General features: G+C 52.5%; 16 protein-coding genes. 13 read left to right on the top strand and 3 right to left on the bottom strand.

Annotation, left to right across the window (positions count from 1 at the left end; genetic code table 11):
* The first annotated feature begins 81 nt into the window (after positions 1-81).
* The 6 genes from treC (at position 82) to GJ1_RS07795 (ending at position 7,880) form a co-directional block, all read left to right on the top strand.
* Positions 82-1,773, top strand: coding sequence for an alpha,alpha-phosphotrehalase (gene treC, locus GJ1_RS07770; RefSeq protein ID WP_066230781.1), 1,692 nt, complete (start codon positions 82-84; stop codon positions 1,771-1,773).
* Between the two features lie 22 nt (positions 1,774-1,795).
* Entirely contained in the window at positions 1,796-2,509 is a 714-nt protein-coding gene (treR, locus tag GJ1_RS07775) for a trehalose operon repressor (protein ID WP_066230783.1), read from the top strand.
* A 205-nt stretch (positions 2,510-2,714) separates the two neighbouring features.
* Positions 2,715-4,127, top strand: coding sequence for a Na+/H+ antiporter NhaC family protein (locus GJ1_RS07780; RefSeq protein WP_066230787.1), 1,413 nt, complete (start codon positions 2,715-2,717; stop codon positions 4,125-4,127).
* Between the two features lie 289 nt (positions 4,128-4,416).
* Positions 4,417-4,863, top strand: a complete 447-nt coding sequence (locus GJ1_RS07785; protein ID WP_066230789.1) for an acyl-CoA thioesterase — start codon at positions 4,417-4,419, stop codon at positions 4,861-4,863.
* A gap of 129 nt (positions 4,864-4,992) precedes the next feature.
* Positions 4,993-6,492: an aminotransferase class V-fold PLP-dependent enzyme gene (locus tag GJ1_RS07790; RefSeq protein ID WP_066230792.1), complete on the top strand. Its 1,500-nt coding sequence runs from the start codon at positions 4,993-4,995 to the stop codon at positions 6,490-6,492.
* A 209-nt stretch (positions 6,493-6,701) separates the two neighbouring features.
* Positions 6,702-7,880, top strand: coding sequence for an acyl-CoA dehydrogenase family protein (locus GJ1_RS07795; protein WP_066230795.1), 1,179 nt, complete (start codon positions 6,702-6,704; stop codon positions 7,878-7,880).
* A gap of 104 nt (positions 7,881-7,984) precedes the next feature.
* Here the strand turns inward: GJ1_RS07795 and speE are convergent, their stop codons facing one another.
* Together speE and nsrR are read right to left on the bottom strand one after the other, a co-directional pair.
* Positions 7,985-8,860: a polyamine aminopropyltransferase gene (gene speE, locus GJ1_RS07800; RefSeq protein WP_066230800.1), complete on the bottom strand. Its 876-nt coding sequence runs from the start codon at positions 8,858-8,860 to the stop codon at positions 7,985-7,987.
* 298 nt (positions 8,861-9,158) lie between these two features.
* A complete protein-coding gene (gene nsrR, locus GJ1_RS07805) occupies positions 9,159-9,602 on the bottom strand; it encodes a nitric oxide-sensing transcriptional repressor NsrR (RefSeq protein WP_044731355.1) in 444 nt (147 codons plus the stop codon).
* Positions 9,603-9,773: 171 nt separating this feature from the next.
* Between nsrR and hmpA the strand changes: the two genes are divergently transcribed.
* The 7 genes from hmpA to GJ1_RS07840 all read left to right on the top strand — a co-directional run bounded on the left by hmpA (position 9,774) and on the right by GJ1_RS07840 (position 17,171).
* Positions 9,774-11,009: an NO-inducible flavohemoprotein gene (gene hmpA / locus GJ1_RS07810; RefSeq protein ID WP_066230803.1), complete on the top strand. Its 1,236-nt coding sequence runs from the start codon at positions 9,774-9,776 to the stop codon at positions 11,007-11,009.
* Positions 11,010-11,232: 223 nt separating this feature from the next.
* Positions 11,233-12,135: a formyltetrahydrofolate deformylase gene (gene purU, locus GJ1_RS07815; RefSeq protein ID WP_044736316.1), complete on the top strand. Its 903-nt coding sequence runs from the start codon at positions 11,233-11,235 to the stop codon at positions 12,133-12,135.
* 108 nt (positions 12,136-12,243) lie between these two features.
* Positions 12,244-12,618: a replication termination protein gene (locus GJ1_RS07820; protein WP_066230806.1), complete on the top strand. Its 375-nt coding sequence runs from the start codon at positions 12,244-12,246 to the stop codon at positions 12,616-12,618.
* A gap of 126 nt (positions 12,619-12,744) precedes the next feature.
* Positions 12,745-13,620 (top strand): ATP-binding protein, encoded by an 876-nt coding sequence (locus GJ1_RS07825; protein ID WP_044736315.1) that lies wholly within the window; start codon positions 12,745-12,747, stop codon positions 13,618-13,620.
* Positions 13,621-13,630: 10 nt separating this feature from the next.
* On the top strand, positions 13,631-15,538 hold the full coding sequence (locus tag GJ1_RS07830) for a nitric oxide reductase activation protein NorD (RefSeq protein ID WP_066230809.1): 1,908 nt from the start codon (positions 13,631-13,633) through the stop codon (positions 15,536-15,538).
* Between the two features lie 18 nt (positions 15,539-15,556).
* The gene (locus GJ1_RS07835; RefSeq protein ID WP_066230812.1) at positions 15,557-16,798 is read left to right on the top strand and encodes a DHH family phosphoesterase; all 1,242 of its coding nucleotides are present in this window, start codon (positions 15,557-15,559) and stop codon (positions 16,796-16,798) included.
* 178 nt (positions 16,799-16,976) lie between these two features.
* Complete coding sequence (locus GJ1_RS07840; RefSeq protein ID WP_066230815.1) at positions 16,977-17,171, top strand: hypothetical protein; 195 nt, start codon at positions 16,977-16,979, stop codon at positions 17,169-17,171.
* Between the two features lie 219 nt (positions 17,172-17,390).
* On the opposite strand, the gene GJ1_RS07845 is transcribed toward GJ1_RS07840, so the two are convergent.
* Positions 17,391-17,582: a hypothetical protein gene (locus tag GJ1_RS07845; protein ID WP_066230818.1), complete on the bottom strand. Its 192-nt coding sequence runs from the start codon at positions 17,580-17,582 to the stop codon at positions 17,391-17,393.
* Positions 17,583-17,929 lie beyond the last annotated feature (347 nt).

The following is a 17,929-nucleotide window of genomic DNA, read 5'->3' on the forward strand; positions in this document are numbered from 1 at the left end:
TAAATAATCAATTTGCCAACATACCATTGGCCGCCGACGCCAATGGTATGTTTTTCATTCCGACGAACGAGGTGAAGAAAGATGTCAACAACCCCATGGTGGAAAAAAGCAGTCGTTTATCAAATTTATCCGAAAAGCTTCTATGATACGAACGGGGACGGCATCGGCGATTTGCCGGGCGTGATCGAGAAGCTTGATTATTTAAAAGAGCTGGGCGTCGACGTCATTTGGCTGACGCCGATCTACGCTTCGCCGCAGCGCGACAACGGCTATGACATCAGCGATTATTTCCGCATTCATCACGAATACGGAACGATGGACGATTTCGACCGTCTGCTTCACGAAGTGCATGCGCGCGGCATGAAGCTGGTTATGGACATGGTCGTCAACCATACATCAACCGACCATGAATGGTTTAAAGAGGCGCGCTCCTCGAAAACGAACCCGTACCGCTCGTTTTACATTTGGCGCGACCCGAAGCCGGACGGCGGAGCGCCGAACAACTGGCAGTCGAAATTCGGCGGCTCGGCATGGGAATACGATGAACGAACCGGGCAATATTATTTGCATTTGTTCGATGTGACGCAAGCTGATTTGAATTGGGAAAATGAAGAGCTGCGCCGCCGAATTTATGAGATGATGCATTTTTGGCTGAAAAAAGGAGTGGACGGCTTTCGGCTTGACGTCATCAACTTGTTGTCCAAAGACCAGCGCTTCCCGGATGACGACGGTTTGGTGCCGCCGGGGGATGGGCGCCGTTTTTATACGGATGGGCCGCGCATTCATGAGTTTTTGCAAGAAATGAACCGGGAAGTGTTCTCAAAATACGACGTCATGACGGTCGGGGAAATGTCGTCGACGACGATCGATCATTGCATTCGCTATACGAATCCGGAACGTCGCGAGCTGAATATGACGTTTAACTTCCACCATTTGAAAGTCGATTACCCGAACGGGGAAAAATGGGCGGTCGCACCGTTTGACTTTCTCGACTTAAAGCGCATTTTGTCCGAGTGGCAAGTGCGGATGTATGAAGGCGGGGGATGGAACGCGCTCTTTTGGTGCAACCACGACCAGCCGCGCATCGTGTCGCGCTACGGCGATGACGGGACGTATTGGAAAGAATCGGCGAAAATGCTGGCGACGACGATCCATCTCATGCAAGGGACGCCGTATATTTACCAAGGAGAAGAAATCGGCATGACCGATCCGAAGTTCACCGACATTCGCGATTACCGCGATGTCGAGTCGCTCAACATGTACCGGATTTTGCGGGAACAAGGCAAAAGTGAACAAGAAGTGCTTGAGATTTTGCAGCGGAAATCGCGCGACAATTCGCGCACCCCGATGCAATGGGATGACGGCCCGCATGCCGGTTTCACGTCTGGGACGCCGTGGATTCGCGTCGCCGACAACTACCGGCGCATTAACGTGAAGCAGGCGCTTGCCGACCGCGATTCAATTTTTTACCACTATAAGCGGCTGATTGAATTGCGCAAGCAGTATGACATCATCACGACCGGGCGTTACGAGCTGCTCCTTGAGGACGATCCGCACATTTTCGCCTATATGCGCCATGGCGATGGAGAAAAGTTGCTTGTCGTCAACAATTTTTACCCGATCGAAACGACGTTTGTGCTGCCCGAAGAAGCAGAGGTGGATGGCTATACAAGCGAGCGGCTGCTGTCCAACTATCCGGATTCGCCGGACGATTTCCACCGCATCCGACTGCGCCCATACGAATCGGTTGTTTATCTTTTGCGCCGGCCGTGATACAATACAAGCGGTGATTCTCATGCATGAAAACAAATATTTAACCATTTACCATGATCTCATTTCCCGCATCCGCCGCGGAGAATGGAAGGCGTACGACAAGCTGCCGTCAGAACACGAGCTCGCCGCCCGGTATGAGACATCGCGTGAGACGATCCGCAAAGCGCTTCAGTTGTTGTCCGAGCACGGTTATATCCAAAAAATGAAAGGGAAAGGATCGATCGTCCTTGATGTCGGCAAATATGACTTTCCCGTATCTGGGCTGGTCAGCTTTAAAGAATTGGCGCAAACGATGAAACAGCCGGTGCGGACGATCGTCCATGAACTGGCGGTCATCAAGCCGGACGGCGAACTCCGGCAGCAGCTGCGCGCATCAAGCAAAGATGAAGTGTGGAAAGTTGTGCGCGTCCGCCAAATCGGCGGAGAGCGGATTATTTTAGATAAAGACTTTTTCCTAAAAAAGCATGTGCCGCTATTGACAAAAGAGATTTGTGAAGACTCGATTTATGAATATTTGGAAACGAAGCTGCATTTGCCGATCAGCTTTGCGAAAAAGGAAATGTCGGTTGATGAGGCGACGGACGAAGACCGCCGTTATTTGGACCTAAACGGCGATGACCGCGTCGTTGTCGTCAAAAACTATGTGTATTTAAGCGACGCTACGCTGTTTCAATATACGGAATCGCGCCACCGACTTGATAAATTCCGATTTGTTGATTTTGCCCGCCGGAAATGACAACACCATCTGCTCTTTTGGGCAAAAATCCCGGGGAAGAGAAGCCACGCTGCAGTTTGCGGCGCGGCTTTTTTTTTGAAGCTGATCGTTAGGAAAACAATCCAAATTAGTAGAACTATATTCTAAATCCTCAATGAAAATCATAAAACCACTTCATTATGGCTATCCTTCTTGATAACAACGGCATTGTCAAGGGGGAGACGACGTGGAAGGAACATGGTGGTCGCTGTTGCCTTTTCTTCTTATCATTCCGCTGGCGGTATGGCTGAAAGAAATTTTGCCCGGCCTCCTGGCTGGTTTGCTTGTCGGAGCGTTTTGCCTGGAATGGTCGATGGTTGGCGCAGTAGAGCGCGCCGTTTCCGCTGTTCTTCACGCCCTCACCGATTCGGAGCATATGAAGGTGGTCGCGTTTTTGTATTTGTTCGGTTCGCTTGTCGGCATGATGCAAATTACCGGCGGGATCAAAGGGTTTGTCGACATGTTGTCCGGCCGCATCCGCACAAAGCGGGGGCTGCTGTTGTTTGTTTGGCTGACGGTGCCGGTGACGTTTTTCATGCCGATGTTTCGCATCATGCTTCTTGGACCGGTGATGAAAGCGGTCCTTCGTCAATTTCGCGTCGACCGCCGCCGCATGGCGTATATGATCGACGTCTCGACCGAACCGATCATCGTGCTTTTGCCGGCGGCGACAGCGTTTGTCGGCTTTATGACCTCGGTTGTAGCTGGAGCGCTAGCGCAAAATCACATTCACGCGTCGCCGTATAACGTGTTTTTGCAAAGCCTGCCGTACAACTTGTTCGCCATTGTCGCTCTGGTCATCGGGCTGTTGACAACGGTGTTGAACATTCGGATCGGCAAACCGCGGACAAAAAAAGGAGAGGGAGAAACGAACGAACTGCATGGGCTCGGATTGCGAAAGGAGTTGGCGCTGATCAAAGGAGAGCCGCTTCATTTATTCGTTCCGTTGGCGCTATTGCTTGTACTGACATTTGCCTTTTTTGTCTATGACGGCCGGCAGCGCGGAGCGAGCGGATGGATCGAGGCGTTTTCCGCAGCTGATGCGACATGGGCGATGCTGTTGGCGCTGTTTGTCACCATTTTGCTAACGATTGTGTTTTATTTGTGGCGCAGGCAGTCGCTTTCAGAGTTGACGTATCACTTTTTCGCCGGGGGAAACGAAATGATGGCGCCGATCGGCATGCTCGTTCTCGTCTGGGCAGTCTCGGCGGTGGCGGGGGAGCTTGGATTTGCGGATTACATCTCGTCGACGTTCGGCACGTGGCTGCCAGGCCCGTTCGTGCCGGCGGCTGTTTTTTTGGCCGGTTCGTTTTTGTCCTATTTCATCGGCTCGTCATGGGGGACGTGGGGCATTTTCATGCCGCTTGGCGTCACGCTTTCCCATGCGACCGGGGCGCCGCTTGAGGTGACAGTCGGCGCTGTGTTTGCGAGCGGAACATTCGGCGCATTCGCTTCGCCGCTTGGCGATACGACCATCACAACCGCAGCGATTATGGATATGGATTTAATGAGCTATGCGAAATACAAGCTGCGCATCTCTCTCATTTGCGCCGGCGTGTCGCTCGTTGGATACGTTCTTTTGCCGCTTTGGATGGGGTGACTGTAGATGCGCAGCCTGCCATCGCCGGTCTTTTTCTTTCAAACGTCAAAATACAAATCCATCCCTCAATAGAGGAGATTCCCGTCTTTCTTATAACAACAAACTTTTTTTCGTCACGGGAGTCTATATCATAAACAATGTTCTAAATAACCAACAATCTAAAAAAAAACATTGCAAGCTTAAACAAATCAGAGTATGATAAAAACAACATACCGACTAGTTGGTAAAATAAAAAAGGAACACCTAGCATCCACCACGGTGGATGAAGAAAAGAAGGGGAGAGGAAGAAATGAAAACGCATACGATTACCATCAATCCACGCTTTTGCGAAACCGATGCGCTCGGACATTTGAGCAACATCAGTTATTTTATTTATTTGGAAGAAGCACGCACTCGCCTGTTCGACGAATTGCGCTATGGCGGTCGGACAGACGACTGGCACTTTATTTTAGCATCCACGAAATGTGATTTTGTCAATCAAGGATTTTTCGGCCGGCGGCTGCGCGTTGAGACCAACATCTCCCGCATTGGCAATAAAAGCTTTCAATGCATCCATCGCATTATTGAGGAAGAAACCGACAAACTCATCGCCATTGGGGAGGCGGCGGTCGTCCATTTCAATTTCCAAACGCAAACGAGCGAACCGCTGCCTGATGATTTGCGGGCCATGCTCGCTGAGTATCTTGTTCCGTCTGCCGAGGAAACGGCTTCGCCGCCATCGTGTAAGAAAAAGTGAACATACTTGCCTTTCATTCGCCTACATGGCGGATTTTTTTTTTGGCTTTTCTTCAGTTTTTTTCCGTACCGAGCCGCCGGCGGTTACATACTGTAGTAAATAGGCGGATTGCGGAAAGGAGGAGCGAGAATGACGATTCACGCAACAATCGGCAGTGCAACGTATACGTGCGGCGGGGAGCTTGAGACGTATTTTCAACCGTTTCGCGACGGAACGATCGGCCGCCTTCAACCGTTTTCCACCCCGTTTGGCGAACAGCGGCTTATTTACGCCGACTGGACGGCCAGCGGACGGCTGTACCGACCGATTGAAGAGAAACTGACGCACGAGCTTGGCCCGTTTGTCGGCAATACGCATACAGAATCCAATGTAACTGGGACAAAAACGACGCTTGCCTATCGCTATGCAAAAGAAATCATTAAACAGCACGTTCATGCCGGGAAAAACGACGTCTTGATCATGCAAGGCGCCGGGACCACAAGCGCCGTCAACAAGCTGCAGCGTCTGCTTGGCTTGCGCATACCGGAACGGTGGAAGCACCGCTTGTCCCTTCATGATGAGGAGCGGCCAGTCGTCTTTGTCACCCATATGGAGCACCATTCGAATTTATTGCCATGGGTGGAAACCATCGCGGAAGTCGTGGCGGTCCGGCCGACAGAGAACGGGGATGTCGATCTTGACCATTTGCGCGAGCTGCTGGAGCGCTACCGAGATCGGCCGCAAAAAATCGGTGCATTTACTGCTTGCTCGAACGTCACGGGGTTGGAAACCCCATATCATAAGCTGGCGAAAATCATGCACGAGCATGGCGGCCTTTGCTTTGTTGATTTTGCCGCTTCCGCTCCGTACGTCCGCATCGATATGCATCCGGACGACCCAATGGAGCAGCTTGACGCCATTTATTTCTCACCCCATAAGTTTCTCGGCGGGCCAGGCAGCGCCGGCGTGCTTATCTTTAACAGCCGTCTTTATCATCAGCACGCTCCGGACCACCCCGGCGGCGGGACGGTGTATTGGACCGACCCGTGGGGGCATTATGAATACGTAGAAGCCATTGAAGAACGCGAAGATGGCGGAACGCCGCCGTTTTGGCAAACGATCAAGGCGGCGCTTGCCATGCAGTTGAAAGAACAGATGAACGCCCAACGGATGCGCGCCCGCGAAAAAGAGCTCGTCTCGCTCGTTTTGCCGTCATTGCAAAACATTCCTGGCGTCCGCGTGCTCGAAGGGCATCGGGGCGACCGTCTGGGCATCATCTCATTTGTCATTGACGGATTGCATTACAACCTCGTTGTCAAGCTGCTCAACGACCGCTTCGGTATTCAAGCGCGCGGCGGCTGTTCCTGCGCTGGACCGTATGGCCACTATTTGCTTGGCATCGACAAGGAGCAATCAGCCGCATTACTTCAAGAAGTCAAAAGCGGCAACGCCCTCGCAAAACCAGGTTGGGTGCGTCTGTCGCTCCACCCGACGATGACGAATGAAGAAGTGTATGCAATCATCCGCGCCGTCCGCCAAATCGCCCGCTATGGCCGCCGTTGGCAGGAAGAATATGAATACGACGCTACGAAAAACGAGTTCGTCCACCGCGGCGATGATCGGTACATCCGGCATTTCTTCCTTTTTTGAGCGGTTGCTGCAGCAATGCTTAAACTCTGACATATAGCCAAGGGGGAATTCAGGCAGAAAGATATGTTCCGCCTTGCGATCACAACGAAGCGTTTTCATCATGAGGATCGTCCGTGTTCCACGGACGGCTTTTTTGCGCATTTTTGTTTTCACCTTTGGTCAAAAGCAGTACAATGAAAGCATCTCGATCAAAAAAGAAGGGGAGAACGATGAACGAGTTGTATCACTTGCTTGTGCGGACCGATCGGGAGCAGCAATTATACGACCAAGCGCGGCGCCTTGCCGAGCGGTTTGCCAAAAGGGCGGCTCACGATGACGAACGGGCTGAGTTTCCATTTGCCGATTTTGCCGATTTGAAAGAGGCGGGATTCCTTTCGTTGACCATCCCCGCTGAATACGGCGGCCAAGGGGCGTCGCTGTATGAGCTCGTGCTCGTGCAAGAGACGATCGCCCAAGGCTCTGGGGCAACAGCTTTGTCATTTGGCTGGCATGCCAGCATTCTCATGCGTTTATTTTTGCTTCGCCGCTGGCCGGAGCCGGTGCTCGCCCGCCTGGCGAAAGAAGTCGTTTGCCGCCACTCGCTCATCAACAGCGCTCATTCCGAACGGGCGACAGGCAGCCCGGCGCGCGGCGGTAAGCCAGAAACGACAGCCGTCTTTCGCGATGGACGTTGGGTGATTCGCGGGCGAAAGGCATTTGCGTCGTTAGCCCCTGCGCTCGATTACGTATTGATTTCCGCCACGATGGAAGATGGTCGAGTCGGTGAATTTTTCGTACCGATGACTGCGCCAGGCATCCGCATCGAGCCGACGTGGAACACGCTTGGCATGCGGGCGACGCGCAGCGATGATATTATTCTTGAGGAAGTGAAGGTCGACGAAGAGGCGCTCGTCGAGACGCTCGGGGAATCGAACGAAGCCGCACCGGCGCAAGGATGGCTGCTGCACGTTCCGGCTTGTTACTTAGGCATCGCCATTGCAGCGCGCAACGAGGCTCTCCGCTTTGCACAAATGTACCAGCCGAACACGTTGTCTCATCCGATCGCCTCAACGCCAGAAGTGCAACGGAAAATCGCTGAAATGGAATGGCGCCTCACTCATGCACGCCATTTCCTGTACGCGGTCGCCGACTTATGGGATCGCTATCCGGAAAAACGGATGGCGATGAAAGAGGAGTTGGCAACAGCCAAATTGGTCGCCACCAATACCGCGCTTGAAGTCGTCGATTGGGCGATGCGCATTGTCGGCGGACAAAGCTTGTTTGCTGACAACCCGCTCCAGCGGCATTACCGTGACGTCCGCGCTGGATTGCACAACCCGCCGGCGGATGACTTGACGTTTCAATGGCTTGCCAAGCGGGCACTGGCCCACAACCCGCCGGCGCAATGAAACAAGAAAGCGGGTGGAATAATAGAAAGCGTAAAGAGGATCACTCAAATGACACAAAAAAGCTGTCCCCCCAAAGCAGGGACAGCTTTTTCCATGCCAAGCCGTTATTCCACCTCAAGCGCCGAGCGCAAAAACTCGGGCAAGGCGAAACATTGACGGAAGACCGCATCATTGACGTATTTCGTGTCGTTTGGAATAGTTGTTTGCGCCGGAAACACCAGCGGCCGTTTCGAGCCGATCGTAAAGCTCCACAGCCCGCCTGGATACGTCGGCACCACTGCTGTGTACACGAGCACATGCTGGAACAGTTCGCGAATGTTGCGGTACGTCCGTTTCAAAATATCCAAGTGGAAAATCGGCGACTGGCTTTGGCAGACCATCAGCCCGTCTGCTTTCAACGCGCGATGGACGTTGGCGTAAAACTCCGGTGAAAACAAGGCTTCCGCTGGGCCGACTGGGTCGGACGAGTCGATCATAATGACGTCGTAGACGTTTTCTTTCCCTTGCACAAACACGACGCCATCATCATAAACAAACCGCACGCGTGGATCCGATAAGTTGCCGGAGACGGCTGGCAAATGTTCTTTGCACGCCCGGACGACTTTTTCGTCGATTTCCACCATGTCGATGGCTTCAAGATGAGCGTATTTCGCCGTCTCACGAGCTGCGCCGCAGTCGCCGCCGCCGATGATGAGCACCCGTTTCGCTTCCGGATGAAACTGCAGCGGCACGTGCGAAATCATTTCGTTATAAATATGGCCGTCAATCGAGGTCGTTTGCACGACGCCGTCGAGTACGAGCATGCGGCCGAAATCGTACGAATCCAAAATCATCACATGCTGGTACTCGGACGGCTCGGCAAAAATCACCTCTTTGATTCGATAGCTGATTTTTAAGTTGTCGCGATCATCTTCGGTGAGCCAAAGCTCTCCATTGTCCATATGCAAGTAAGGTGGCAAAGCGTTTCCTTCGTGTTTCATTGTGACCTCCTTTAGTCATGCAGATGTTTTCACACCTTTCTAATCTTAATATATTCTTCGTCTTGTGGCAAACAAAGGGGATGTGATCGGCCGGTGCCGGACGTATTCATCCCGCCGCCCATGGTTGACGACTGGTTTCGTTTTTCCAACTGATTATCGGTCTTGCCGCCACATCCCGCGCAAAGGCCGCCATCGGTTTCGCATCATCCCGCGTCTTCCTTCCGTAGAGCGATGCTTAGTGATCGTGTGCCTGCCAAACGCCAAAAAACTCTCCAGCTTATAGCCAGAGAGTTTTTTCTCAACCGCGCCGCTCTTTCAATAAAGAACGAAGCGACGCTCGGTCTTCAAGCAAATCGGCGAGCGTATACGCATCCAGCACACGCAAAAACGCCTCTAACGCCTCGTGAAGTGCGAAGCGAAGCCGACATACCGGCGTTAAGACGCACTCATTGCCGTGGGCGGCAAAACACTCGACAAGCGACAAGTTTTCCTCCGTTTCGCGAACAACCGCGCCGATGACAATCTCCTCGGGGCGTTTCGCAAGGCGGATTCCGCCGTTGCGCCCACGGATCGTTTCAATGTAGCCGAGTTTGCCAAGCTCATGGACGATTTTGCTTAAATGATGCTCTGAAATGGAAAAGGCAGCGGCAATGTCTTTGATGTTCGTTTTTTCTTCTTCATCAAGCGCGCCTAAAAACAAGAGGACGCGCAAGGCGTATTCCGTATAGTTCGTCAACTGCATCGTGATTCACAACCTTTAAGCGACATTCTTGATCCCATTGTACCACACCTGATTCGAACGGAGAATTGTGAACAATTTATTAAAGATGTATTTGAAATATTGCTTTTTCGCAGTGCCCATGGTTGAATAAAAGGTGTATTAAAAATACATGTTTTACAAGGGGATGAAATCATGACAACGACAACGAAATTGCATCCAAAAACGATTGAAATTGTGAAATCAACGGCGCCTGTCTTGGAAACACATGGCGAACAAATTACGAAGCGGTTTTATGAACTCATGTTTTCCAATCATCCGGAACTGCTCAATATTTTCAACCACGCCAACCAAAAGCAAGGGCGGCAGCAACGCGCCTTGGCCGCAGCCGTGTATGCGGCAGCGCGCTATATCGACCAGCTTGATGCTATTTTGCCGGTTGTGCGGCAAATCGGCCATAAACACCGCAGCTTAGGAATCAAACCAGAACAATACCCGATCGTCGGAAAGCATTTGTTGCTGGCGATCAAAGACGTGCTCGGCGACGCCGCCACCGACGAAGTGATCACGGCTTGGGCGGAAGCATATGAAGCCATTGCGTCCGTTTTCATTCAAGTGGAAAAAGAGCTCTACGATGAGGCAGCGGCCAAACACGGCGGCTGGCGTGACTTTCGCCGATTTGTCGTCGTGAAAAAGGTGAAAGAAAGCGGCGTCATCACTTCGTTTTATTTGGAGCCGGAAGACGGCAAGGCCATCAGTGATTATTTGCCGGGCCAATACGTCAGCGTCAAACTGTCGATTCCGGGCGAGACGTATACGCATATTCGCCAATACAGCTTATCGGATGCTCCTGGAAAAGGGTATTACCGCATCAGCGTCAAACGGGAAGCAGCCACAGCGGACAAGCCGGCCGGCATCGTTTCCAACTATTTGCATGATCATGCCCAAGAGGGCGATGTGCTTGAGCTTAGCGCTCCAGCCGGCGATTTTACGCTTGATTTGTCCAAAGCGACGCCGGTTGTGTTCATCAGCGGCGGCGTCGGCATCACTCCGCTTTTGAGCATGGCGCATACGTTGGCCATTCGCCAACCGACCCGCCCAGCGACGTTTTTGCATGCTGCTTTGAATGGCCGCGTGCACGCGTTTGATGAAGAGCTTCGGATGTTGGCGGAACGCCCGTCATTTTCTTACCGTATTTGTTACGAGTCGCCATCCGATGAGGACCGCCGCCATCCGCATTTTGACAAAGAAGGGCGGATCGACCTTGCATGGATGCAATCCGTGATCCCGACGAAAGACGCAGACTTTTATTTCTGCGGCCCGGTGCCGTTTATGAAAACCGTCTATCGTGCCCTAAAACAATGGGGTGTGCCAGAGGAGCACATCCATTACGAATTTTTCGGCCCGGCCGGCGATTTGACGAAAGACTGAGAGAGGTTTTTCGCTTGCCAGGGGGCTGACCCAAAAGGGTAATTTTCCTTAAACAAAACACAACATATTGTTTTTTAATGATTGCTTTATACCTATATACGGAATAAGAAAGGGTGTCCCGATCCTTTTGGGACACCCTCTTTTGTTATCTTCCCTGTTGGCAAGTTCATTAATTTTTTGTATGATGAATTGCAAGAAAAGCAAGAAAAGGGAGAGACAACGCATGACGACATTTCGCCAACATCGCTGGCAATCATTTTTGCAAGGTTACGAGCAGCGCGCGCGGCTCCTCATTTCCTGCCCGGATCGTCCGGGCATCGTCGCGGCAGTGACATCGTTTCTTTATGAACAAGGAGCGAACATCGTCGAATCGAGCCAATACTCGACCGATCCTGAAGGGGGAACGTTTTTCCTCCGCCTCGAATTTGATTGTCCGGACATCGCTAAGCGAAAAGAGGCGATCGAAGCAGCGTTTGCACCGATCGCCGAGGAGTTTCGCATGGATTGGAAACTTCGGCTGCACAACGACATCCGACGGATCGCCATTTTTGTCTCCAAAGCCGAGCATTGTCTGCTTGAGCTGCTTTGGCAATGGCAAGCGGGGGAGTTGATCGCCGACATCGCCCTTGTCGTAAGCAATCACCCGGATTTGCGCGAGACGGTCGAGCCGTTTGGCATTCCGTACGTACATATCCCCGTGACGAAGGAAACGAAAGCGCAGGCCGAAGCCGAACAGATCCGCTTGCTTCGCGACTATCGGATCGACACGATCGTGCTCGCCCGCTACATGCAAATTTTGTCGCCGGCGTTTGTCGCTGAATTTCCGGGGCGGATCATCAACATCCATCACTCGTTTTTACCCGCCTTTATTGGCGCTCGTCCGTACGAGCGGGCGTATGAGCGCGGCGTCAAATTGATCGGCGCGACATCGCACTATGTCACCGATGATTTGGATGAAGGGCCGATCATTGAGCAGGACGTCGCCCGCGTCGACCATCGCCATCATCCGGACGACTTGAAGCGAATCGGTCGCTTGATCGAAAAAACGGTGCTCGCCCGGGCGCTTCGGTGGCATTTGGAAGACCGGGTCATCATCCACGGCAATAAAACGATCGTGTTTTATTGAAAACGAGCGGGGAAGGATTTTTTCTTTCCCGCATGATATAATGAAAACAAGCAGGAGTTCGCGGCCAAAAGAGCGAAATTCAATCCATAAGGAAGGAGGGAGCAACCCATGGGGGAGAAACGGACGCCCAGCGGTTTTCTGTTAAAACAACGTGCGTTTTTAAAATTGTATTTGATTACGCTCACCGAGCAAGAGCGATTGTACGGGCTAAAGCTGCTTGATGTATTGCGCCAAGAGTTCAAGCCGTTCGGCTACCGGCCGAACCACTCCGAAGTGTATAAGGCGCTGCATGATTTGATCGAAGACGGCATTTTGCAACAAGTGAAGCGAAAAAAAGAAGGGATGAAGTACCAAGAAGTCGTCTACTATCGGTTTGCCGAGGGCGGGGAAGAAAAGGCGAAATTGTACAAACGCCAGCTGAAGGCGGAACTGGACCGGTGCGCGGCGCTCATTCGCAAGGCAATTGAGGACAACTTCGGTTGAGAGCGCCTCGTTTTTTCTTTGTTATATTTACATAATATATTTATGGTCTAATTCTTTTGTTTTGCGTCCCGCCGGGCGATCTAGTAGAATGAGAGGGGAAGATCGCCACAGAGAGGAAGGCAGCAGATGGGAACATGGCCGTTGACGGTCACGAAAGAAATGGAAAAGCGAAAAGAACTGTTCCGCCGCGATCCGGATCGCGCGTTGATTGGAGCGGGCGGGTACAAGGCGGCAGATGAGGCGATCGTGCACGATGCCGCCATTGCGCTCGCACTTGGGAAAAACGTGCTCTTAAAAGGCCCGACCGGATCGGGAAAAACGCGGCTTGCTGAAACGTTGTCCGCTTTGTTTGGTCAACCGATGCACAGCATCAACTGTTCCGTGGACTTGGACGCCGAAGCATTGCTCGGTTTTAAGACGATCGTGCACAAAAACGGCCAGGCGGTGATCGAGTACGTGCCCGGACCAGTCATCCAGGCGATGACAAAAGGGCATTTGCTATACATTGACGAAATTAATATGGCGAAACCAGAGACGCTGCCGATTTTAAACAGCGTCCTTGACTACCGGCGGCGGCTCACGAATCCGCTCACCGGCGATGTCGTGCAGGCGAAACCAACATTTGGCGTCATCGCCGCGATCAATGAAGGCTATATTGGCACCGTACCGCTCAATGAGGCGCTCAAAAACCGGTTTGTCGTCATCAATGTGCCGTATGTGCAAGGAGAAACATTAAAATCGGTATTGTTGGCGCAAACTACATTAACGGATGAAACGTTGATCGATCGTTTCGTCGCCTTGTCGGCTGATCTGCTTGCGCAAGTGCGAAACGGACAAATCGCCGAGGAAGCGGCTTCGGTGCGCGCTTTGTTGGATGCGTGCGATTTGGCAGCGTACATGCCGCCATTGCGGGCCATTGAACGAAGCATCGTCGATAAGCTCGACGATGAACGTGAACGGGCCGCGGTGCGCAACATCGCTGAAACGTGGTTTGACGAATAGGAGGCTGCATATGGAACGGTTTATGATGTTCAATGACCGAACGGTCGATTCGAGTTTGGTCATGCAGCTTTCTGACCTCGCCCAAACGCTCATGCGCCGCCGCGACGTTGCCATCCAGTTCGCCGCCCATTCCGGCGTGCATTCTGCCAAGCCGGTCGTTTACGTCAGCCATTTTTGGTATGGGTATCCGCCATTGGAGCGGGAAACGGCAATGAAAACCGATGTCGGCTTGCGCATCATCGGCACGCGGCGGCATACCGACCTATCGGCGGTCCGCGCCTTCCGACATGCGGTGGAATCCAGACCGCTCTCCAAGCTTTCCAAACAGCTGTTTACATTCGCTGAAGATCTTCGCTTGGAAGCCGTCTGCGAGCGGGAACGTCCCGGGATGAAGCGATGGTTCCGCACGCGCCGCCGCTTGTACCGCCGCTACTTCACTCAGCAATGGCAAGCGAATCGAACGCGCGGCGCTTGGGCTGATCAGTTTTTGGCGGCCATGTATTTGCGGCTCACGGCCGATTCGCCGCTTGATGATGCGCCGCTGGCTCCAATGGCGGATGAAGCGGTGCAGGCGCGCCTCGAAACGTTATGGCCGCAATTTTTTGACGCTTCCTCGACAGCCGAGGTGGCGGACTGGGCGTTTGCCGTTGTGGAACTGATGGAGGACGTGTTGCCTCATGATATGGTCAATGCCTATACATCGCTGCCAATCGTTGAGGATGATGCGGACGAGAAAACGATGACGCTTCAAGATCTCAAACGGACCAATCCATTGGAAAACCGCGATGCCCTTCAAGAGGCGGATGGAGAGGCCAAGCGGCAAGTGCTGCCAACGTGGCATCGGGAAACGAGCCGGGCGGGCGGAAGCTTTCTCCGATTTGAGCTCGAACGAGGCAGCCGCACCGAGATCATCAGCGATGAGGCGAGGCCGGGTGAAGACGGCGATCAGGCATTGGCCGTTGTGCAAGGCACATCCCGGCCGACGGCGCGAAACGAGTATGGCCTTGAGGCACAGACGGCTTCCAGCGACGCTCCGCCGGCCGGAAGCGGCGCTCCGCACGGCCAAACCAACCGCCATGCCGAGATCGTGCTGCTTCCTTCTCCGCCGCCAAGCTTTGCGCATCTTGAGCAATACCGCGCTAAACAGGCGGCGGTGGCGCCGTACCGAAAACGGCTTGTACGCATCATGGAACAATGGCTTGAACACAAGCGCTCCGCTTGGCGCACGAACTTGCCCGCCGGGCGGCTGCGCAAGCAATTGGTGCCATTTTTCACCGACGAGCGCCCGCGTTTATTTTACAAAAAAAGTGAGCCGACGCGGCGGTTTGATGCGGTATTCGGCCTGCTGGTCGACTGCTCGGCTTCGATGCACGACAAAATGGAGGAGACGAAAACCGGGCTCGTTCTTTGCCATGAAGTGCTGAAAACGTTGCGCGTGCCGCACCAAATTGTCGGATTTTGGGAAGATGCGAACGAAGCAACCGCTTCGCGTCAGCCGAACTATTTGCAGCTGGCGGTCTCATTCCGCCGCTCGCTTGAGCCGTCGAGCGGTCCGGCGATTCTGCAGCTCGAGCCGCATGAAGACAACCGCGACGGCTTGGCTATTCGCTGGATGACCGAACAGCTCCTCAAGCGCCCGGAAGCGCAAAAAGTGCTGCTCGTCTTCTCTGACGGCGAACCCGCCGCGTACGGATATGAACAAAACGGCATCATCGATACGCACGAAGCAGTCGCCGAAGCGCGCCGCCGCGGCATTGAGGTCGTCAATCTCTTTTTAGGCCACGGGGCCGACGATGAGCAGACGCGGCGGACGATTGAAAACATCTATGGCCGTTTCCGCGTCTTTGTTCCGCATGCAGGCGAGCTGCCGGATCGGCTGCTTCCGCTCTTGAAAACGTGGCTGCAAAAAAGCTTGTGAGAAAAAGGATGGGAAGCGATGATCAAACTATTCACCGACAGCGATTTGGACGGCATCGGCTGCGGATTGCTCGCGAAGCTGGCGTTTGCCGAGGTGAACATTTCGTTTTGTTCCTATCGCAATTTGGATGAACGAGTCGTCCAATTTTTGCAAAGCGAAGAGGCCGACGGCGCCATGCTGTTTATCACCGACTTGGCCGTCAACAAGGAAGTTGAACAGCAACTCGCCGAGCGTGCGGCGCGCGGCGGCCATGTGCAAGTGATCGACCACCACGTGACGGCGCTTCATTTCAATAACTATCCGTGGGGATGGGTCGTACCGGCAAGAGACGATGGCAAAAAAACGTCTGCCACTTCACTCTTTTACGATTATCTGGTCCGTGAAGGAATGCTTGTGCCAAACGAAACAATTGACGTCTTCGTCGAGCTTGTCCGCCAATACGACACATGGGAATGGGAAGAGAACGGGAATTCGCAAGCGAAGCGGCTGAATGATTTGTTGACGATTTTAGGGCTTGACGGCTTTTGGGAGACGATGAGCGAGCGGCTCGCTTCCGGCGAACCGTTCGCTTTGACGGAAACGGAAGAGCTGCTTTTGGATATGGAAGAAAAGAAAATTCAACGCTACATTCGACAAAAACAAAAGCAGCTCGTCCAGCGCTGGCTTGGAAACTATTGCATCGGCGTTGTGTTTGCCGAACGCCATTTGTCGGAATTGGGCAATGCGTTATCCAAGCGTTATCCTCATCTTGACTTGATCGCTTTAGTCAATATGGGGACAAAGCATATCGGCTTCCGCACCATTCACGATAATGTCAACGTCGCTGAGTTCGCTAAGCAGTTTGGCGGCGGCGGCCATCCGAAAGCGTCCGGTTGCCTTATCGACGACACGACGTTTCCGCTTTTCGTCGTCGAGACGTTTCCGCTTTTGCCGGTATACGGCGATGCGGAACAAAATCAATGGAACCAAAAAAACGAGGAAGAAGGGGTGTTTTGGACGAACCACCACGGCCAATGGTGGTTGAGTCGTCAAACGGACCAAGGGTGGACCGTGTACGCCGATGGTGGAGAGGTCCGTACGTTCTCCGAGGAAACCGCCGGCGAACGTTGGCTGAAGCGGCAGTTTGCCGCTGGCCTTGCCCATGACGCAGCCGTGCTCGACTTTTTAAGCGCGCGGCTCGGACGGGATAAAGACGCCATTCAAGCCGACTATACAGCGGCCGTCAAACAATACAAGCAACAAACCGGCATTGAATCATGATGCCGGTTTTCTTATTGGGAGTGGAACGGCCACAGCGCTGACTCGCGCTTTCCGAAGCATTCCGGAAACCGCTTTTTGGCGGCAACGCGGCGCAGAAAATGTTAACATAATTGTAACAGTTTTTGTGTTTAGGAAAAACAGTCTTTGATTATAATAAGTACATAGGGAGGTGAAGGTGATGAAACAGTATGTCTTTTCCTTCTACACAGTCCAAGGGGAAACGATTGTGTGGGAAGAGGCTATTCCAGCGTCTGGGATGATGGAAGCCTTTTCAAAAGCCCGGCTGCTTTTGGTGAAGCATAAACAAGAAAAAGGCGTGCCGGTTCGCGTTCGGTATAAAGGCGTCCGCTATCGTCAAACGGATATTGCTTAAACCAAAAGGGAAAGGATGAGATCATGCGGTCCCTGCAGCTGCCGACGCGCAGTGGGTAACGCGCAGCTTCTTGAATGGGAATCAAGAGGCTGCGCGTTTTTATTATTTTAGGTGATTTGTCGTGCGCGTGAAACAGCATGATACCCATATGCTTTCCAGTTCCAAAGCGAATGGGGGTAGGGGAGAACTTTGCTCGCTGGTTGACTGTACATTCAGGCATCACGTAATCGTTTTCGCTGGCATCGCTTTCAACGAATGAAGTGACAGCGGAGAAGCGACGAGTCCATTGACTGTCAGGCGACGCGGAAGAAGGGACGGATACAGGAAATAGTTGCAGCGGAACACATACTGTTCTTGCACGAACCACGGACGGTGCAAAAACCAAATCGGTGGCTCTTGATTTTCCGGCATGACTCTTCTGGTCAACAAATAAATGCGGGCGAGTGAATGTTCGTCATGACCTTCTTTAGCCAGCCCAATTTACTCGCTATCATGCGTATGCAGCGGAGCATGGCGTTCATGCATGCCGGCGGGATGTTTTTTTTGTTTCGTCTCACTATTATGAGACTTCTAGGTATTGAAACATACATTCATATAAATTCCTATAATTTATATTATGTTAACTTATAATTTTCCCTAAATTTTGAGGGTTTCTCCCCTCAAGTACCCATAAAATCAATTATCCGGAACTTGTTAACCTAAGTTCCTCATAATTTTTTGTGTCTACGAATTATCATTTTTTAAACGAATTATCATTG

It is taken from the genome of Geobacillus jurassicus NBRC 107829 (assembly GCF_001544315.1).
GTDB lineage: Bacteria > Bacillota > Bacilli > Bacillales > Anoxybacillaceae > Geobacillus > Geobacillus jurassicus.